Origin of the sequence: Ralstonia mannitolilytica (genome assembly GCF_000954135.1) — a bacterium.
Lineage (GTDB): Bacteria > Pseudomonadota > Gammaproteobacteria > Burkholderiales > Burkholderiaceae > Ralstonia > Ralstonia mannitolilytica.
In genome coordinates this window covers 1216228-1235397 of the sequence record NZ_CP010800.1, presented here as the reverse complement: position 1 = coordinate 1235397, position 19170 = coordinate 1216228, and the positions used below count along the sequence as shown (strand labels likewise).

Here is a 19170-nt window from a genome sequence, read left to right as displayed (position 1 = left end):
ATCAGCTATTGATGTAAAGCACGCCGCACCTCTATTGTCGCGGGCAACGTCGGCGCAGTGCCTCTGCAACCGGCGGGTACGTACCGGCTACGACCTGTGCGGCCGTCTACCGCATTACGTCACAACACGGGCACTCAACTTATCCGGGGGGATTCGATGTCCGAAGCAGTCCTGCATCCATTTTTTTCACGCGAGCGCACCGTCGCCGCGGTTGGCTTCAACCGCTGGCTGGTTCCGCCTGCCGCGCTGGCCATCCATTTGTGCATCGGCATGGCCTACGGTTTCTCCGTCTTCTGGCTGCCGCTTGGCCGCGCGCTGGGCATCACCAAGCCGCTCACCTGTGGCGCCGACGTCTCGCTGATCGCCGAGCTATTCACCACCACCTGCGACTGGCGCGTCTCCAGCCTTGGCTGGATGTTTACGCTGTTCTTCGTGTTCCTGGGCGCATCCGCTGCCATGTGGGGCGGCTGGCTCGAGCGCGTTGGCCCGCGCAAGGCCGGCGTCGTCTCGGCCGTGTGCTGGTGCGGCGGGCTGTTGATTTCCGCGCTCGGCATCCAGATGCACCAGCTGTGGCTGCTGTGGGTGGGCTCGGGTGTGATCGGCGGCATCGGCCTGGGGCTGGGCTACATCTCGCCCGTGTCGACGCTCATCAAGTGGTTCCCGGACAAGCGCGGCATGGCGACCGGCATGGCCATCATGGGCTTCGGTGGCGGCGCAATGATTGGCGCCCCGCTGGCTGATCGCCTGATGAAGCTGTTTGCGACGCCCGAATCTGTGGGCGTGTCGCAAACGTTTATCGTGCTGGCTGGCATCTACTTCGTCTTCATGATGGCCGGCGCGCTCGGTTACCGGGTGCCGCCCACGGGCTGGAAGCCGGCCGGCTGGACGCCCTCGCCCGCCAAGGCGAAGGACACGATGGTCACGCAACGCCACGTCCACGCAAATGAAGCCCTGAAGACGCCGCAGTTCTGGCTGATCTGGGCCGTGCTGTGCCTGAACGTATCGGCCGGTATTGGCGTGCTGGGCATGGCCTCGCCGCTGCTGCAGGAAGTCTTCGGTGGAAAGCTGCTGGGCGTGACGACGTCGTTCATGGACCTGACGGCCGCGCAAAAAGGCCAGATCGCAGCCATCGCCGCGGGCTTCACGGGTCTGCTGAGCCTGTTCAACATTGGCGGCCGTTTCTTCTGGGCATCGCTGTCGGATCGCCTGGGCCGCAAGATGACGTACGCGGTCTTCTTCGTGCTCGGCTTCGTGCTATATGCATCGATTCCGTGGACCTCGCACACCGGCAATATCGCGCTGTTCGCACTGGCCTTCTGCGTGATCCTGTCGATGTACGGCGGCGGTTTTGCGACCGTGCCGGCCTATCTGGCCGACATGTTCGGCACGCAGATGGTGGGCGCCATCCACGGCCGCCTGCTCACGGCGTGGTCGACGGCCGGCATCCTGGGCCCCGTGCTGGTGAACTACCTGCGCGAATACCAGATCGCCCATGGCGTGGAACGCGCAGCCGTGTACGACATCACGATGATGATCCTGGCCGGCCTGCTGATCCTCGGCTTCATCTGCAACCTGCTGGTGCGCCCCGTCAACGCGAAGCACTTCATGACCGAAGCGCAACTCGACGAGCAGCGTCACGCTGCGGCAAGCAAGAGCCCGACGCCGTCGGTGGCTGCGCCGGAAACGTCGCTGGAATGGAAGGCGCATCCGGGTTCGGCCGTGGCCGTGGTGCTGGCCTGGGCCGCCGTGGGGCTGCCGTTGGGCTGGGGGGTTTGGATTACACTCCAAAAAGCTGCCGTTCTGTTCTCCTAATACGTGATTTAAAGTCGCCGCCCCGCCACCCATGAAGCACCAGAAGATCGAGTTTTACCGTCACCCGGCCGGTGGCTGGGGCGCGCTTAAAAGCGTTGCACATCAATTGCTGTCGCAGGGCATCGCGGCCAAGGGCGCCAAGACGATGCTGTCGGCCAACCAGCCTGACGGCTTCGACTGCCCGGGCTGTGCATGGCCTGACCGTGACCACGCATCCACCTTCGAGTTCTGCGAAAACGGCGTCAAAGCCGTGGCTGCAGAAGCGACGTCCCGCCGCACCACGCCGGAGTTCTTCGCACAGCACACCGTGCGCGAACTCGCCGAGTGGTCGGACTACGCGCTGGAAGATCAAGGGCGCCTGACGCACCCGATGGTCTACGACGCGGCCAGCGACAAGTACGTGCCGATCGAATGGGACGCCGCCTTCGCGCTCATCGCGCAGCACCTGCGCGCGCTGCCCGATCCGAACCAGGCGATCTTCTACACCTCCGGCCGCACCAGCAATGAGGCGGCCTTCCTCTACCAGTTGTTCGTGCGCGCCTATGGCACGAACAATTTCCCCGACTGCTCCAACATGTGCCACGAGCCCTCCGGCACGGGCATGCGGAGCAGCATCGGCGTCGGCAAGGGCACCGTCACGCTCGACGATTTCACCAAGGCCGACGCGATCTTCATCTTCGGGCAGAACCCGGGGACGAATCACCCGCGCATGCTGGGTGAGCTGCGCGAAGCATCCAAGCGCGGCGCCAAGATTGTTTCGTTCAACCCACTGCGTGAGCGCGGGCTGGAGCGCTTTGCCGATCCGCAAAGCAAGATCGAGATGCTGACGCTCGGCTCCACGCGCATCAGCACCGAATACCACCAGGTGCGCATCGGCGGCGACCTGGCAACAGTCAAGGGCATCATCAAACACGTGATCGAGCGCGATGACGTGGCCCGCAGCCGCGGTGAGCCGGCCATCATCGACCACGCCTTCATCGCCCAGCACACCGGTGGCTATGACGCCTTTGCCGCTGACGTGCGTGCCGAATCGTGGGCAACGATCGAAGCCGAATCGGGCTTGCCAGAACACGAAATCCGCCAGGCCGGCGACACGTACATCAAGGCCGGCAGCGTCATCGCGTGCTGGGGCATGGGGATCACGCAACACAAGCATTCGGTCGCGACGATCCAGATGATCGTCAACCTGCTGCTCCTGCGCGGCAACATTGGCCGCCCAGGCGCCGGCGCGTGCCCCGTGCGCGGCCACAGCAACGTGCAGGGCGATCGGACGATGGGCATTTATGAGAAGCCCGCGCCTGCGTTTCTCGATCGGCTCGAGAGAGTGTTCGGCATTCAGGTGCCGCGCGAGCACGGTTACGACACCGTCGGCGCGATCGAGGCGATGCGCAGTGGAAAGGCGCGCGTGTTCTTCGCCATGGGCGGCAACTTCGCAGCGGCCACGCCGGACACCGCCGCCACGTGGGCCGGCCTGCGCCAGTGCGACCTGACCGTGCACGTGACCACCAAGCTCAACCGCAGCCACATCGTGCACGGCAAGGCCGCACTGATCCTGCCGTGCCTGGGCCGCACCGAAGTCGACCAACAGGCCGGCGGCACGCAAGGCGTGACGGTGGAAGATTCGATGAGCATGGTGCACATGTCGGCGGGCATCAATCCGCCGGCGTCGCCGCACCTGCTGTCGGAACCGGCCATCGTGGCGCGGCTGGCCGAGGCCACGCTGCCCGACAGCCCCATCCCATGGCGCTGGCTGGTGGAAGACTACGACCGCATTCGCGACCGCATCGAAGCGGTGTTCGACGATTTTGCCGGATTCAACGAGAAGATTCGCGTGCCCGGCGGCTTCCGCCTGCGCAACACGGCATCGGAGCGTGTCTGGAACACGCCGTCGGGCAAGGCGGAATTCCATGCGCACGCGATCCCGACCGATACGCCGGTGCACCGCGCGCGCGAGCGCCATGCGGATGCGACCGTCTTTACGCTGGCCACGGTGCGCTCGCACGATCAGTACAACACCACCATCTACGGCATGGACGACCGCTACCGCGGCGTGTTCGGCCAGCGCCGCGTCGTCTTCATCAACAAGGAAGACCTGCGCACGATCCGCATGAAAGACGGCGAGTGGGTCGACATGGTGACGCTGTCCGAAGACGGCACCACGCGCCGCGCCGATGGCTTCCGCCTCGTGGCGTATGACATTCCGCGCGGGTGCCTGGCGGCGTATTATCCGGAGACCAATCCGCTGGTGCCGCTGTCGTCCGTGGCCGACCACGCGCGCACGCCGACGTCGAAATCGATTCCCGTGATGCTCGTGCCAAGCCAGGCTGAACGCAGCACGGGCACGCAGGCAGCCTCCACGGCCCAGGCCTGATGCCAACGACGGCCGCGTGGTCTGCGCTGCAGCTGGCACTGTTGGCCGCATTGCGCGAAACCGATGCCGGCAAGCCGGTGTCGCTTCCGTGGTTGACCAAGCGCGTGGGCGAGCGTGCCAGCACGGTGCTGCGCGCGCTGCATCCGCTGGCCGATGCGGGCCTGCTGCGCGTCGCCATGGACGACACGCGCTGGCTCATCGTGTTGCTTGACGCGGGCCGCGCGCTGCCTGATTTGACCGAATGACCGCCCTCCTCCGTCACCCCGCGGGCTTGCCCGTCGTTTCCACTACCGCAACGCGCCGCACGCGCGCCGGCACGCACGAAGCCGCCACCACCCCCGTCGCCGATGAAGCTCCGGTCGCGCTCGTCTTCAACGGCATCACGCACGCCGTGATGATGGCGTCGCCGACAGACCTGGAGGACTTTGCACTCGGCTTTGCGCTCTCGGAAGGCATCATCGACAGCCGTGCCGACTGGCGTGGGGCCGATGTGGAAACGCACCCGCACGGGCTGGAGGTGCACGCGGAAATCGCCTCGCACTGCTTCGTGCGGCTGAAGGCGCGCCGCCGAGCCCTGGCGGGCCCCACGGGCTGCGGCCTGTGCGGCATTGAAAGCCTGCAAACCTTTGAAGACGCACCGGCGCCGCTGACGCCACCCGCATGGCTGGCGTCTCTTGCCGACGCGCAGGTGCTGGACGCCATGCATGCGATGACGGCACATCAGCCGGCCAACGCCCTCACCGGTGGCTTGCATGCCGCCGGCTGGGTGTCTGCGGACGGCAACACACCGCTGCATGTGCTGGAAGACGTGGGGCGCCACAACGCGCTCGACAAGCTGATCGGCCGGCTGGCGCGACTCGGCATCCGCCCGGCAGACGGATTCATCGTCATGACCAGTCGTGCAAGCTACGAGCTGGCACGCAAGTGCGTGCAGCTGCAGGTGCCACTGCTGGCGACGATCTCCGCGCCGTCTTCGCTGGCGATCCGCCACGCCCAGGCCGGGCAGTTGGCGTTGCTGGCGTTCTGCCGTGGCGATAGCGTGACGCGGTTTGCCTGAAGGCGCCGCTAGATCTCCACCTTGCTCCCCAGCTCCACCAGCCGGTTGGCAGGAATGCGGAAGAAATCCGACGGCTTGGCGCTGTTGTGCTGCATCCAGGCAAACAGCGCCTCGCGCCACATCGCCATGCCGGGCAACGGCGATGGCACCACCGTGGCGCGCGTGATGAAGAACGACGTCTCCATATCTTCAAAGACCACGCCGAGGCGCTCGCCGACGTTCTTGACGATCTCGTCCACTGCCGGGGTTTCCTTGAAGCCGAAGTCCGCCACCGCCGCGTAGATGTTGTCGCCGATCGTCTTGATCGAGAGGCGCTTGGCCGGCTGCACGTAGGGCACGGCGAGCGTGCGGAAGTGGATGAACAGCACGCGCTCGTGCAGCACGTGGTTGTGCTTGAGGTTGTGCAGCAGCGCCAGCGGCACGAAGTCCATGCTCGGCGTCAGATAGACGGCCGTGCCATCCACCCGGTGCGGCGGATGGCGCAGCAGGCCTTCCATGAACGGCTCGAGCGGAATGCCGCCTTCCACGTTGCGTGCCTTCAGCAACTGCGTGCCGGTATGCCACGTCACCATCAGGAAGAAGATCAGGCCGCCCAGCAGCAGCGGGAACCACCCGCCGGCTGCAATCTTGAGCAGGTTCGCGCTGAAGAACGACAGGTCCACCGCGAGGAACACCGCGCCGAGGCCGGCCACCACCGGAAGGCTCCACTTCCAGGCATTGCGCATGACGACCGTCACCAGGCCCGTGGTCAGCACCATGGTCGTCGTGACGGCAATGCCGTATGCGGCGGCCAGGTTATCGGACTTGCCGAAGGCCAGCACGACCGCCACCACCAGAACCAGCACCACGTAATTGACCACCGGCACATAGATCTGGCCGATTTCCACGTCAGACGTGTAGAGGATCTTCATGCGCGGTGCGTAGCCAAGATGCACGGCCTGCGCCGTCATCGAAAATGCCCCGGAAATGACCGCTTGCGAAGCAATGACGGTGGCCGCCGTGGCCAACACCACCATGGCCCCCACGGCCCAGCCCGGCATCAACAGGAAGAACGGGTTCTGCACGGCGCTCGGCTCGCGCAGCAGCATGGCGCCCTGCCCGAAGTAATTCAGCAGCAGGCACGGCATCGCGATGTAGAACCACGCATACCGGATGGGGCGCGCGCCGAAGTGGCCCATGTCGGCATAAAGCGCCTCCGCGCCGGTCAGCGCCAGGAACACCGACCCGAACACGACGAACGCCTGCATGGTGTGCCGGAATCCGAATTCGATGGCATAGAGCGGATTGAGCGCCACCAGGATCTGCGGAGACTGCACGACGGAGATCAACCCGAGCAGCCCGAGCAGCACGAACCACAGCAGCATGATCGGACCGAACAGCCGCCCGACCACATGCGTGCCGTGCTTCTGCAGCAGGAACAGGCCGATCAGCACGACGAGCGCCAGCGGCAGCACCCACGCCTGTAGTGCGGGCGCCATGATTTCCATGCCCTCGATGGCCGAGAGCACCGAAATGGCCGGCGTGATGACGGCGTCGCCGTAGAACATGGCGGCCCCCAGCAGGCCGAGCAGCATGAGGGTGCGCGTGAATCGCGCACTGCCGCTGCTGGCGCGCATCGCCAGCGCCGTCAGCGCGAGGATGCCGCCTTCGCCGTTGTTGTCGGCGCGCATGACGAAGAGGACGTATTTGATCGAGACCACCAGGGTCATCGCCCAGAACAGCATCGAGAGGATGCCGTAGACGGTCTGGTCAGAAAACGGAACCCCGTGCTCGGGGTTGAAGCACTCCTTGAGTGCATACAGGGGGCTGGTACCGATGTCCCCGAACACCACGCCGATCGCACCCATCATGGTGGCCATCAACGCGGGTTTTTTTGTGGTTGTACTGGCGGCGGCTGTCGTCATGGGCGGCTTGCAACTGGAACGGCGGAAGCACACGCAATTTCCGTGCGCCATCTGCGGCACTTGAACCCGCGCCGGCTCGGTGGAGTGCCGCAGACGCCACTGAAGCTTAGGTGAAAACGCTCGGTTTTGCGCGAGTGTTTGCACCGATGGCGAGGCTGGCACCGTCCATGCTTACCTTGCAAAACGTAACGTTCCAAAAAAACACACTTTGACGGGGAGACGCGCCAAGCATATATTCAGCAAACGATCGTTTGGCTGGTTTGGCCGGGTCTGCCTGCTGTGTGGTTTTGGCCGGCAGTCGATCGATTTCTCAACTTCACGACTCAAGATCATGGCTACTGGTACCGTCAAGTGGTTCAACGACGCAAAGGGTTTTGGCTTCATTACCCCGGATGATGGCGGCGAGGACCTTTTCGCTCATTTCTCCGCGATCAACATGCAGGGTTTCAAAACCCTGAAGGAAGGTCAAAAGGTGTCGTTTGAAGTCACCCAAGGCCCGAAGGGCAAGCAAGCCTCGAATATCCAGGCGGCTTAATCCGAAGGCCGGGGCGCAGGCAGAGCCAAGATCGTCATCACGATTGCAGGACGGGCGCACTCTTCGGGCAGAGTGTGTACCGGTCGGAAAGCCCCAAGGAATCAGGTTGCAAGGGTTGTTCAGTACGTGTTTGCCATCCAGCGGTCGAAGGGCTGCCGCCGTTAAACAGCGGCACCCGGGTTTGACGAAACCCCTCTCGGGAGAATGCAATGGCCAGCCGAATTGAAGATCACGCCGTTCAATATGATCCGCCCGCCGGGGCAGCTGCAGAAATGCACGCTGCCCCGAGTTTCATTCGGGATTCGGAAATCCGGTTCTCACGCTCGCCAACATTGCAGGAGGGCCAGCGTGTGAGTTTCGATATCGAGATCGGGCCGGATGGCGAGCCCATCGCGGTCAATATCCGGCCGATATGACGTGCCGGTTTCACGCAGCATCGCGCAAAGAAAAAGGGAGGCAGTGCCTCCCTTTCTTCAAAACGGACGCCTCCGTTACTTTGCCGTCGGCATGACGAACTCCGCGCCCTTGCCGATCGAGTCCGGCCAGCGCTGCATGACGCTCTTGTAGCGCGTGTAGAAACGCACGCCCTCTTCGCCATAGGCGTGGTGATCGCCAAACAGGGATCGCTTCCAGCCGCCAAAGCTGTGCCACGCCATCGGCACCGGAATCGGCACGTTGATGCCGACCATGCCGACCTGGATCTGCCGTGCAAACGCGCGCGCCACGCCGCCGTCGCTGGTGAAGCACGATACGCCGTTGCCGTATTCGTGCGCGTTGATGAGGTCGACGGCCTCGGCAAAATCGCGCACGCGCACCACCGACAGCACCGGACCGAAGATCTCTTCCTTGTAGATCGTCATCTCCGGCGTGACGTGATCGAACAGCGTGCCGCCGGTGAAGAAGCCCTGTTCATGCCCGGGCACCGTGTGGCCGCGTCCGTCCACCACCAGCGTCGCGCCCTCTTCCACGCCCTTGGCGATGTAGCCTTCCACCTTGGCCTTGTGCGCGGCAGTGACGAGCGGCCCCATTTCGCTGTCGGCTTCCATGCCGTTGCCGATCTTGAGCGCCTTCGCGCGCTCGGCCAGGCGCGGCACGAGCCTGTCGGCCACGTCGCCCACGGCCACCGCCACGGAGATGGCCATGCAGCGCTCGCCGGCAGAGCCATAGCCCGCGCCGATCAGCGCATCGACGGCCTGGTCGAGGTCCGCATCCGGCATGACGACCAGGTGGTTCTTCGCGCCGCCCAGCGCCTGCACGCGCTTGCCGTGCCTGGTGCCTTCCGTATAGATGTACTCAGCGATGGGCGTGCTGCCGACGAACGACAGTGCCTGCACATCCGGGTGCGCAAGCAGCGCGTCGACGGCGTCCTTGCCACCCTGCACGACGTTGAACACGCCGTCGGGCAGCCCAGCCTGCTTGAGCAGGTCGGCAATCATCAGGCTCGGGCTGGGGTCACGCTCGCTGGGCTTCAGGATGAACGTGTTGCCGCACGCCAGCGCCACGGGCGCCATCCACATCGGCACCATGAACGGGAAGTTGAACGGCGTGATGCCGGCCACCACGCCCAGCGGCTGGCGCAGGTTCCAGTTGTCGATGCCGCCGCCGATGTTGTCGGTGAACTCCGTCTTGAGCAGGTTCGGGATGCCGCAGGCGAATTCCACGACTTCGATGCCGCGCGTGACTTCGCCCTTGGCGTCGGAGAACACCTTGCCGTGCTCGCGCGTGATGGCGGCGGCCAGCGCGTCCTGGTTCTGATCCAGCAGCTCCTTGAACTTGAACAGGATGCGTGCGCGCTTGAGCGGCGATGTCTCGGCCCAGGCAGCCGCGGCGGCGTGCGCGGCGGCCACGGCGGCATCCACCTCGGCCTTGCCGCCCAGCAGCACCTGCGCGCTCACGGCGCCGGTGGCCGGGTTGAACACATCGGCGCTACGGTTGCCGCTTCCGGTATGGCGTTGTCCGCCGATGTAATGGCTGACGACGGATTCCGTCACGGCAGGATCAATCGGTCGGTTCATTTCAGGCTACCTCTTGCAGAACGGTACGAACGGTGTCGAAGATGCGCGCGATCTGCGCCTCTTCGATGATGAGCGGCGGCGAGAACGCCAGGATGTCGCCGGTGTAGCGCACGAGCACGCCACGCTCCAGGCATTTCAGGAAGACTTCGTAGGCGCGCGCACCCACGGCGCCAGGACGCGATTCGAGCTCGATGCCGGCCACCAGCCCCAGGTTGCGGATGTCTTTCACATGGGGCGCGCCCTTGACCGAATGCGCCGCCGCCTCGAAGGCCGGCGACAACGCGCGGGCACGCTCGAACAGGCCCTCGCTGCGATACAGATCCAGCGCGGCGACGGCTGCGGCCGCTGCCAGCGGGTGCGCCGAATACGTGTAGCCGTGGAACAACTCGATCGCACCCGGCGCACCGGCGTCAATCACGGCGTCATGTACCGACTGGCGCACGGCCACGGCGCCCATCGGCACCGCTGCGTTGTTGATGCCCTTGGCCATCGTCAGCAAGTCCGGCGTCACACCAAAGAACTCTGCCGCGGTGGCCGCACCCAGGCGCCCGAAGCCGGTGATGACCTCGTCGAAGATCAGCAGGATGCCGTGCTTGTCGCACAGCGCCCGCAGACGCTGCAGATAGCCCTTGGGCGGCACCAGCACCCCGGTGGACCCCGCCAGCGGCTCGACGATCACGGCGGCGATGGTCGACGCATCATGCAGAGCGACGATGCGCTCCAGCTCGTCGGCCAAGTGCTCGCCCCACGCCGGCTGGCCCTTGGAGAACGCGTTGTGCTCAGGCGCGTGCGTGTGCGGCAGATGGTCCACGCCCGGGATCAGGTTGGCCGAGAACGCCTTGCGGTTCGGCGAGATCCCGCCGACCGAAATGCCGCCGAAGCCCACGCCGTGGTAACCGCGCTCACGGCCGATCAGGCGCGTGCGCTGGCCTTCACCGCGCGCGCGGTGGTAGGCCAGCGCAATCTTGAGCGCCGTATCCACCGCTTCCGAACCGGAGTTGACGAAGAAGATGCGGTTGAGCCCCTCGGGCATGATCTCGGCCACTTTCTCGGCCGCGCGGAAGGCCAGGGGGTGGCCCATCTGGAAGGTCGGCGCGTAGTCGAGCGTGCTGGCCTGCGCGGCGATGGCGTCGACGATTTCCTTGCGCGCATGGCCAGCGTTGACGCACCACAGACCCGCCGTGCCATCGAGCACCTCGCGGCCGTCGGCGTCGCGGTAGTACATGCCCTGGGCAGAAGTCAGCAGGCGCGGTGCGGCCTTGTACTGGCGGTTGGCCGTAAACGGCATCCAGAAGTAGGACAGGTCGGTGGTTTCCAGCGGGTGCGGTGCGGGTTTCATCGGCGTCTCCGGAAAAATGAAGCGACAAGGCGCAAGCTGGCGAACCAGCGGTTGACGCAAACTGTACAGAGTCGGGCGCCACGCCGACATGCACAGATGACGGATCTATAAGAAACTGTATAGGTCCGCCCTCCTTCTCATGTCGCATCGCAGCATGCAGCTCGAACTCGATCCTCATCATCCCCAGCGTACGTTGGTCGACCAGATCGTCCAAGGCATTCGCGCGGCCGTGGACAACCGCAGCCTGCTGCCGGGCACCCGGCTGCCCTCGGTGCGCAAGCTCGCCCAGGCGCACGAGGTCAGCACCTTCACCGTCGCGGAGGCATATACCAGGCTGGCCGCCCTGGGCGCCATCGTGGCGCGCCCGCGCTCCGGCTACCTGGTGGCCGCCCGCACGCCGGCCCAGCCCGCGCCGGTTGCGCCGCGCTGGGAGCCGCCCAAGCTCAACGCTGCGTGGCTGCTGTCGGATGTGTTTGCCGATCGCTCGATCGCCGTCAAGCCGGGCTGCGGCTGGCTGCCGAACGACTGGCTGGACGAGCGCGGCGTGCAGGAAGCGATGCGCGCGGTGAGCCGCGTCTCGGCGCTTCGCGTGGCCGGCTATGGGCATCCGTTGGGATACGCGCCGCTTGGCGAGCACGTTGCGCAATCGCTCACGCTGCGCGGGCTGCCGGTGGAGCGCTCACAGGTGCTGCTGACCAGCGGTGCCACACAGGGCCTGGACCTGATCGTGCGCACGCTGTTCAAGGCCGGCGATGTGGTGGCCGTGGACGACCCGGGCTACTGCAACGTCCTGCAGGTACTGAAGCTCGCCGGCCTGCGCGTGGTCGGTGTGCCGCGCACGCCGGACGGGCTCGACACGGCGGCACTGGAAGCCATCCTGCGCGCCGACGAGGCCGAGCGCCCGCGCGCGCTCTTCACCAGCTCCGTCCTGCAGAATCCCACCGGTTCTTCCATGACGGCGCAGAACGCGTACCGTGTGCTGCAACTGGCAGAGCAGCACGGCCTGTGGATCGTCGAGGACGACCTGCACCGCGAGCTCGCCGATCCCGCCGCGCCCATGCTCGCCGCGCTCGACGGGTTGCGCCGCACGTTGTACGTGAGCGGCTTCTCCAAGACGATCTCGCCCTCGCTGCGCGCCGGCTACGTCGTGGCGGATGCCGCCATCACCCGCGAGCTGGCGCGCACCAAGATGGCCGTGGCGCTCACCTCGTCCGAAATTACCGAGCGCATCGTGCATGCGTTCGTCACCCGGCCCGTCTATGCCGAGCACGTGGCGCGACTGATTGCGCGACTGGGCGAGGCCCACACACGTGTCGAAGCCCTCATGCGCGAGCATCGTGCCGAGCCGTTCGATACGCCGGGCCGCGGCCTCTTCCTGTGGGCGCGTTTGCCCGGCCATGCAGATGCCGCCACGCTAGCCAATCAGGCCATCGACCACAACATCTGGCTCGCGCCCGGCCAGTACTTCCGGCCGCATGACGAGCCGAGCCCGTGGCTGCGCTTCAACGTGGCGTATTCCGCTGAACCGGCGCTCTGGGAATTCCTCTCGCACGCCTGACAGGCGCACGCTGCATGCGGCGCAATGACGTATTGCATGCAATCAATCACGTTACCGGCACTCAAACGTGAAATTGGCGTGAACGGAAGGTTGCAGCGTCACAAAGGCGCGACACGATGCGCTGTCGCCTACCGTTCTCTTGCGCCGTATCGATTCCCAACGCGACCTGCAGCCCAACCTGCACAAGGAGTGCCATGGACATCAAGACCATCCGCGAAACCGCCTTTGCGATGCCGCTGACGAGCCCCGCCTACCCGCCCGGCCCGTACCGCTTCATCCACCGCGAATTCTTCATCATCACGTACCGCACCGACCCGGCCAAGCTGCGCGCCATGGTGCCCGAGCCGCTGGAAGTGCCCGAACCGCTCGTCGCCTACGAGTTCATCCGCATGGCCGATTCCACCGGCTTTGGCGATTACACCGAAAGCGGTCAGGTCATCCCCGTCACCTACGAAGGCAAGCCGGGCACGTACACGCTGGCGATGTACCTGGACGACCATCCGCCCCTGGCCGGCGGCCGCGAGATGTGGGGCTTCCCGAAGAAGCTTGCCTCGCCCAGATTGGTGACCGACAAGGACACGCTGATCGGCACGCTCGACTACGGCCCCGTGCGCGTGGCGACCGGCACCATGGGTTACAAGCACCGCGAGCTGGATCTGGCCGAACAGAAACGCCGCCTGGAGCGCCCGAACTTCCTGCTCAAGATCATTCCGCACGTGGACGGCAAAACCGCGCGCATCTGCGAGCTGTCGCGCAACTACATGATCGACATCGACATGAAAGGTGCGTGGACCGGCCCCGCATCGCTCGAACTGGCGCACCATGCGCTGGCGCCCGTGGCCGAACTGCCCGTGCTGGAGATTGTCGAAGCGCGGCACATCATTGCAGACCTGACCCTCGGCATGGGCGAAGTCGTGTTCGACTACCTCGCGAAGTAACGCCTGCCCACCGCCATTCCTTTCCCGCCACCCCCTGGAGTACACACATGTCTGATTTGAAAGGCAAAGTCGCAGTCGTCACGGGTGCCGCCAGCGGCATCGGCAAGCAGATCGCCCTCACGCTCGCCGGTTCGGGCGCGGCCATCGCGATCGTTGACCTGAACGAAGACGGCGCCAAGGCCGTCGCCAAGGAAATCACCGATGCCGGCGGCAAGGCCATCGGCCTGCGCATGGACGTGACCGACGAACAAGCCGTGGACAGCGGCATTGACCGCGTGGCCGAAGAACTCGGCTCGGTCGACATCCTCGTCTCGAACGCCGGCATCCAGATCGTCAACCCGTTCGTGAGTTATTCGTTTGCCGACTGGAAGAAGATGCAGGCCATCCACGTCGATGGCGCGTTCCTGACCACGCGTGCAGCGCTGCGCCACATGTACAAGGACGACCGTGGCGGCGTGGTGATCTACATGGGTTCGGTGCACTCGCATGAAGGCTCGCCGCTCAAGTCGGCCTACGTGGCGGCCAAGCATGCGCTGCTTGGCCTGAACAAGGTGCTGGCCAAGGAAGGTGCGGCGCATAACGTGCGCTCGCATGTGGTGTGCCCCGGTTTTGTGCGCACCCCGCTGGTCGAAAAGCAGATCCCCGAGCAAGCAAAGGAACTCGGCATCAGCGAAGAGGATGTCGTGAAAAAGGTCATGCTCGGTGATACCGTGGACGGCGTGTTCACCACCGTGGAGGACGTGGCCGAGACGGTGCGCTTCCTGGCGACGTTCCCGAGTGCCGCGCTGACCGGGCAATCCTTCGTGGTGAGCCACGGCTGGTTCATGCAATAAATCCAAGTACCCGCAAGGAGGTTGGAGGAGATATGCCCGCACCCAAACTACGCGTGGCCGCAACCAAGCGGCCCACGCCGGCAGAGTCGTCACGCCCCGCAGATGCGCCGCTCACCACAGCGCAGCGCATCGTGCTTCCCGAATACGAGAACATCGCGCTGGTGCTGCAAGGCGGCGGCGCGCTGGGCTCGTACCAGGCCGGCGTGTTCGAAGGACTGGACGAAGCCGGCATCGTGCCGAACTGGATTGCGGGCATCTCCATTGGGGCGCTGAATACGGCGATCATTGCCGGCAACGCGCCGAAGGATCGGCACGCGAAGCTGCGCGAGTTCTGGCAGACGATCACGCAGCCGGGCTTTTCACCGCCGCTGCCCGACATTCTCGAGAACGCCTGGTTCGACGGCAACACGCACCTGCGCAAATGGCTGACCGCCATGCAGGCTGCCGACACGCTGCTCGAAGGGCAGCGCGGCTTTTTCACGCCGCGCGTTCCGCCGCCGCTGCCCGCCAGCGAAGTCGACCCGCTCGACGCCAGCTACTACGACACCGCGCCGCTCAAGGCCACGCTCGAGCGCCTGTGTGATTTCGACCGCATCAACGATGGCGGCATCCGTGTGTCGGTCGGTGCCGTCAATGTGCGCACGGGCAACCTGGAAGCGTTCGACAACACCGAACGCCGTTTGCGCGCCGAGCACTTCATGGCATCAGGCGCGCTGCCGCCGGGCTTTCCGCCCGTGCTCATCGACGGTGAGTATTACTGGGACGGCGGTGTCGTTTCCAACACGCCGCTCTCCTACGTGCTGGGCGCAAAGCCGCGCAAGGATACGCTGGTGTTCCAGGTGGACCTGTGGAGCGCCGTGGGCCCGGTGCCCGACACCATGATCGGCGTGGCCAGCCGGCAGAAGGATCTGCAGTACTCGAGCCGGACACGCCTGATTACGGACTGGATGGAGCGCTCGCAATCCACGCGGCGGCTGGTGCGCCAGATGCTGGACCACCTGCCCGAGAAGGAATTCGGCCGCACGCAGTGGTACAAGCACGCGCAGGAGCTGGCCTGCACGAAGCGCTACAACGTCATCCACCTGATCTACGCCGCCAAGGAAGACGAAGGCCCCGGCAAGGACATCCAGTTCGGCCCGGCGACCATGCGCGAGCACTGGGCCTCGGGCCTGGCGGATATCCGCGAGTCGCTTTCGCACCCCGAGTGGCTGGCGATGCCGACCGGCGATTCGGGCTTCGCGACCCATGACGTTCACCGGCATCTGCACGTGGAACGGCCCCCCAAGCGCTTGTAAGCAGATCAATGTCGCCTGCGGCGTCTGCGCAGGCGGCACGAGCCGGCCGCGCGGGGTGCCATGCACCTACGACTGCGTGCGCAAGGCCAGCGACGGACGAGGCAGCGCCGCCGTCCACGCACGATGGATGACGCCGCTGATCTGCTTGTAGACCTCCTTCGAGATCACCGTTTCGGCCAGCATCGTGTCGATCTTGCTCTGACCGATGTGGAGCGCAAACAGCAGGAGCAGGCGCTTCTCCAGCGCGGCGCTGTAGTCGCCGAAATTGCCGCGCAGTTCGGCCAGGCCTTCTTCAGCGGCTTCGATGCGCGCGATCAGCACGCCGTCGAGCAGGTCCGCCATGCGCTCGCCCAGCACCGGCTGCAATGACGTGCGGTTGTAGGCGCGCAGGCGTTCGAGCACCGTCTGGCGGCACACCAGCAGCTCGAAGCGATCGGCCAGCGCGTTCGCCAGCGGCCGGTCGATATGCAGCACGCGGTGCACCCACCATGCCAGGCGATAGCCGAAGTGCTTGGCGAGGATGCGCCGCGAGGCACGCTTGTAACCGAGCCGCCCTTCCGCACGCGCGGCGTCGATCATGTCGGCGGTATTGCGCATCATCGCGTCGAGGTTGCGGATCGAGATGAGGCCGTTGCCGTATTCGGGAATCAGTTCGCGCTCGCGCGTGGCCAGGGCCACGAGCCCGATGGTGAGGCGCTCCCGTTCGGACAGCGCCTCTTCCAGATTCAGCTCTGCGGCGCCAGCGGCCACCTCGCGGCGGTATGCCTGCACCGCCTGCTCCGTGGCGCCGGCCGTGAAGTGGAAGTGCCCGCCGATGCGGCGCATGGTCGATTCCACCTCTTCGGTCGAAACGTTCAGCGCCTGGCCCTGCAGCACCTGCTCCTGCGGCGAAAGCTGGTCGAGCCCGAGCTGGCGCATCACCCAGCGCAGCGTCGCGCCGTTGAAGAGCACGCTCACCAGCACGAACCCGGTCGCGAGGATGCTGACGAAATGGCGGTCGGCAGCGTGCACGGCCGGGTTCTCGGCCACGCCCAGCGCCAGCACCAGCGTCACGGCACCGCGCAGGCCGCCCCACGCAATCGCCAGCTTGTAGGCATGGCTGACCGGTGCGGAAAGCCTGAGCCACGCGAGTGCGGGCAGCAGCCCAAACAGCACGGCCAGGCGCGCCGCCAGCGCAGCGGCGACGATCACCGCGAGCCAGAGCGCGTCTCTCCACTCCACGCCGTGCAGCAGCTCCGGCACGCGCACCGCGGCCAGCAGGAAGACCACGGCGCCCGCCAGCGCGGCAATCTGCTCCCAGATCAATTGCAGGTGCGACCAGTTGCGCGGCGTCAGGCGCGTGCGCCCCAGCGCCCCGATCACCAACCCCGCGCACACCACCGACACCACGCCCGACACACCAAGCACGTCTTCGGCCACCAGGTACAGCGGGTAAGGCAGCGCCAGCGTCCATGCGGCTTCGGCCTGGGCGATCCCGCGCAGGGCCGGCAGCAGGAACGCGGCGATGCGCCCAGCTATCAATCCGAACATCACGCCGCCGCCGAATGCCCGGGCCAGTTCGCGCAAGCCGGCCCCGATACTGGCCTCGCCGCCGTGCCCGGTCAGCATGGCAAGCAGCACACCCATGATGGCAATGGCCGCCGCGTCGTTGAGCAGCGCCTCGCCTTCCACCAGGCGAATCAACCGTGCCGGTGCGCCAACATCGCGGAAGACGGCGATCACCGCGGACGGGTCGGTCGTCGCGATCATGGCCCCGAGCAGCAGGCACGTGACAATGCCAAACGGCGTCACGGCCGCGGCCGCCAGACCGATCACGCCCGTGGCGAGCACCACGGCCACGACCGCCAGCATGAGGATCGGCGCGGCGTCGGGCGCCATGCGGCGTACGTCCACCGACAGCGCCGCCTGAAACAGCAATGGCGGCAGAAAGAGCCAAAGATAGGCCTCGGCCGGCCAGCTGGGGTTGATGAGCGGTGTAAAGAACGTGGCCGCGAAAGTGGGCGCGGTGTTCTGCAAGCCCACATACGCCCCGCCGATGCCGATGCCGGCCAGCGCCAGCAGCGTCGACTCCGGCAAGGTCAGGCGCGAGGCGAGCATCTGCACGAGCGCCACCACGGCGAGCAGCCCGCCCGCCACCAGCAACAGGATCACCACGCCGTTCACGAAGCCGCCTCCCGCGCGGCGCCCCAGTCGGCGCGCTCCGTATCGGTCAGGTCCGGCACCGCGGTCGCACCGGTCTGCGCCGCGGCCACGGCGGCCTCCAGCACCGCCATGACCGCCACCGCCTGTACGGGCGGCACGGGGTTCGGCCGCGCCCCCGCAATGGCATCGCGCACCGCGGCATAGAAGGCACGCTGATCGCCACTGGGCGTCGGCATATCGCTCTGTGCGGACGTGGCGCCCTCGATCAGCACACCAGCGTCGTCATCCACGCCCCAGCCGGGCGCGCCGGGCGCCACGCCGGCAAGGAGTTGCGCCTCTTGTTGATCCATGCGGCGCTTGATGAAGGAGCCGCGCGTGCCGTGCACCGTCCAGCGCGGCGATCCGCCCGCCACGAGCATGCTGGCGTGCAGGATGGCGCGGCGTTCTGCGGCATGCAGGACGACATGCGCCCAATCCGGCGTCTCGGCGCCAGCGCGCTGCTGCGCGAACGATGCGCTCACGGCGTCGGGCAGGCCCAGCAGCAGCAATGCCTGATCGACGAGGTGCGGCCCCAGGTCGAACCAGATGCCCGTGCCCTGCCCGGCCTGCTCGCGCCACCGCGCACGCACCTGAGGGCGGTAGCGGTCGAAATGCGCCTCGATGTGCATGGGCTGTCCGATGGCCCCGCCTGCGATGGCAGCCTGCACGGCAAGGAAGTCGCTGTCCCAGCGGCGGTTCTGAAAGACGGACAGCAACCGGCCCGTGTCAGTGGCAACGCGGGCGAGATGCCGCGCCTCACTCAGCGTCACGGTGAACGGCTTGTCGACGACCACGTGCTTGCCCGCCCGCAGCGCGGCTTCGGCCAAAGGGGCGTGCCGGTCATTGGGTGTGGCGATCACCACGAGATCCACCTCGGGATGCGTTACGGCAGCCTCGGGCGCGCACACCACGGCGTCCGGCCGATCGGCCAGCACCGCGTCCGGACGATTGGAGCCGACCACGTGCAGCTGGAGCCCCGGGGTGGCGTCGATGTAGGCGGCGTGAAACAGCTTGCCGGCATAGCCGTAGCCCACGAGGGCCACGCGCAGCGGTGCTTCGTGTGGAGGATGGGACATGTCAGGAAAAAGGCGGAACGCGAGCGAATGAGACGTCCCGAACGCAATTTGGTGCCGGCAACCTGCGCACCTTTGCGTACGGAATTGCCCCGCTTGGCATCAGCAAACGTTGCCCATCGTCAAAAACGACTTCTAAGTCTCTTGTAAATAAGAATTACTCTCATTATTATTTGCGGCTTCACATTTTGAAGACGCGCCACAGCATTCCGGGGGTGGGATCGCGTCGCCAGTGCGCCTGTCGGCGCGACTTTCACTT

15 protein-coding genes are annotated in these 19170 nt (G+C 65.9%); 10 read left to right on the top strand and 5 right to left on the bottom strand.

Annotated elements, in window-relative coordinates; genetic code table 11:
* The first annotated feature begins 156 nt into the window (after positions 1-156).
* From TK49_RS22055 to fdhD, 4 genes are read left to right on the top strand one after another with little or no spacing between them, the layout of a single operon-like run.
* Entirely contained in the window at positions 157-1812 is a 1656-nt protein-coding gene (locus tag TK49_RS22055) for an OFA family MFS transporter (RefSeq protein WP_045220085.1), read from the top strand.
* Between the two features lie 31 nt (positions 1813-1843).
* Positions 1844-4183: an FdhF/YdeP family oxidoreductase gene (locus TK49_RS22050; protein ID WP_045220084.1), complete on the top strand. Its 2340-nt coding sequence runs from the start codon at positions 1844-1846 to the stop codon at positions 4181-4183.
* Positions 4183-4428, top strand: a complete 246-nt coding sequence (locus tag TK49_RS24455) for a hypothetical protein (protein WP_045220082.1) — start codon at positions 4183-4185, stop codon at positions 4426-4428. The genes TK49_RS22050 and TK49_RS24455 overlap by 1 nt, the downstream gene beginning before the upstream one ends.
* Positions 4425-5240, top strand: coding sequence for a formate dehydrogenase accessory sulfurtransferase FdhD (fdhD, locus tag TK49_RS22040; protein ID WP_045220080.1), 816 nt, complete (start codon positions 4425-4427; stop codon positions 5238-5240). The genes TK49_RS24455 and fdhD overlap by 4 nt, the downstream gene beginning before the upstream one ends.
* 8 nt (positions 5241-5248) lie before the next feature.
* Here fdhD and TK49_RS22035 read toward each other — a convergent pair whose 3' ends face one another.
* Positions 5249-7144 carry a potassium transporter Kup gene (locus TK49_RS22035; RefSeq protein ID WP_045220079.1) on the bottom strand — a complete coding sequence of 632 codons (1896 nt, stop codon included), beginning with the start codon at positions 7142-7144 and terminating at the stop codon, positions 5249-5251.
* Between the two features lie 331 nt (positions 7145-7475).
* Between TK49_RS22035 and TK49_RS22030 the strand changes: the two genes are divergently transcribed.
* Complete coding sequence (locus tag TK49_RS22030; protein ID WP_045220077.1) at positions 7476-7679, top strand: cold-shock protein; 204 nt, start codon at positions 7476-7478, stop codon at positions 7677-7679.
* Between the two features lie 209 nt (positions 7680-7888).
* Entirely contained in the window at positions 7889-8095 is a 207-nt protein-coding gene (locus tag TK49_RS22025) for a cold-shock protein (RefSeq protein WP_045220075.1), read from the top strand.
* Between the two features lie 75 nt (positions 8096-8170).
* Here the strand turns inward: TK49_RS22025 and TK49_RS22020 are convergent, their stop codons facing one another.
* Positions 8171-9694 (bottom strand): CoA-acylating methylmalonate-semialdehyde dehydrogenase, encoded by a 1524-nt coding sequence (locus tag TK49_RS22020; RefSeq protein WP_045220074.1) that lies wholly within the window; start codon positions 9692-9694, stop codon positions 8171-8173.
* A 1-nt stretch (position 9695) separates the two neighbouring features.
* Entirely contained in the window at positions 9696-11033 is a 1338-nt protein-coding gene (aptA, locus tag TK49_RS22015) for an omega-aminotransferase AptA (RefSeq protein WP_045220072.1), read from the bottom strand.
* A 154-nt stretch (positions 11034-11187) separates the two neighbouring features.
* On the opposite strand from aptA, the gene TK49_RS22010 reads away from it, so the two are divergent.
* From TK49_RS22010 to TK49_RS21995, 4 genes are all read left to right on the top strand, one after another.
* A complete protein-coding gene (locus TK49_RS22010) occupies positions 11188-12591 on the top strand; it encodes an aminotransferase-like domain-containing protein (RefSeq protein WP_045220503.1) in 1404 nt (467 codons plus the stop codon).
* Positions 12592-12785: 194 nt separating this feature from the next.
* On the top strand, positions 12786-13529 hold the full coding sequence (locus TK49_RS22005) for an acetoacetate decarboxylase (RefSeq protein WP_045220071.1): 744 nt from the start codon (positions 12786-12788) through the stop codon (positions 13527-13529).
* A 47-nt stretch (positions 13530-13576) separates the two neighbouring features.
* Entirely contained in the window at positions 13577-14362 is a 786-nt protein-coding gene (locus TK49_RS22000) for a 3-hydroxybutyrate dehydrogenase (protein ID WP_045220069.1), read from the top strand.
* Positions 14363-14394: 32 nt separating this feature from the next.
* Complete coding sequence (locus TK49_RS21995) at positions 14395-15657, top strand: DUF3734 domain-containing protein (protein ID WP_045220065.1); 1263 nt, start codon at positions 14395-14397, stop codon at positions 15655-15657.
* Between the two features lie 66 nt (positions 15658-15723).
* Here TK49_RS21995 and TK49_RS21990 read toward each other — a convergent pair whose 3' ends face one another.
* Together TK49_RS21990 and TK49_RS21985 are read right to left on the bottom strand one after the other, a co-directional pair.
* Positions 15724-17820: a cation:proton antiporter gene (locus tag TK49_RS21990; RefSeq protein ID WP_045220062.1), complete on the bottom strand. Its 2097-nt coding sequence runs from the start codon at positions 17818-17820 to the stop codon at positions 15724-15726.
* Positions 17817-18914 carry an oxidoreductase gene (locus TK49_RS21985; RefSeq protein ID WP_045220061.1) on the bottom strand — a complete coding sequence of 366 codons (1098 nt, stop codon included), beginning with the start codon at positions 18912-18914 and terminating at the stop codon, positions 17817-17819. Before TK49_RS21985 ends, TK49_RS21990 begins: the two co-directional genes overlap by 4 nt.
* Between the last annotated feature and the right edge of the window lie 256 nt (positions 18915-19170).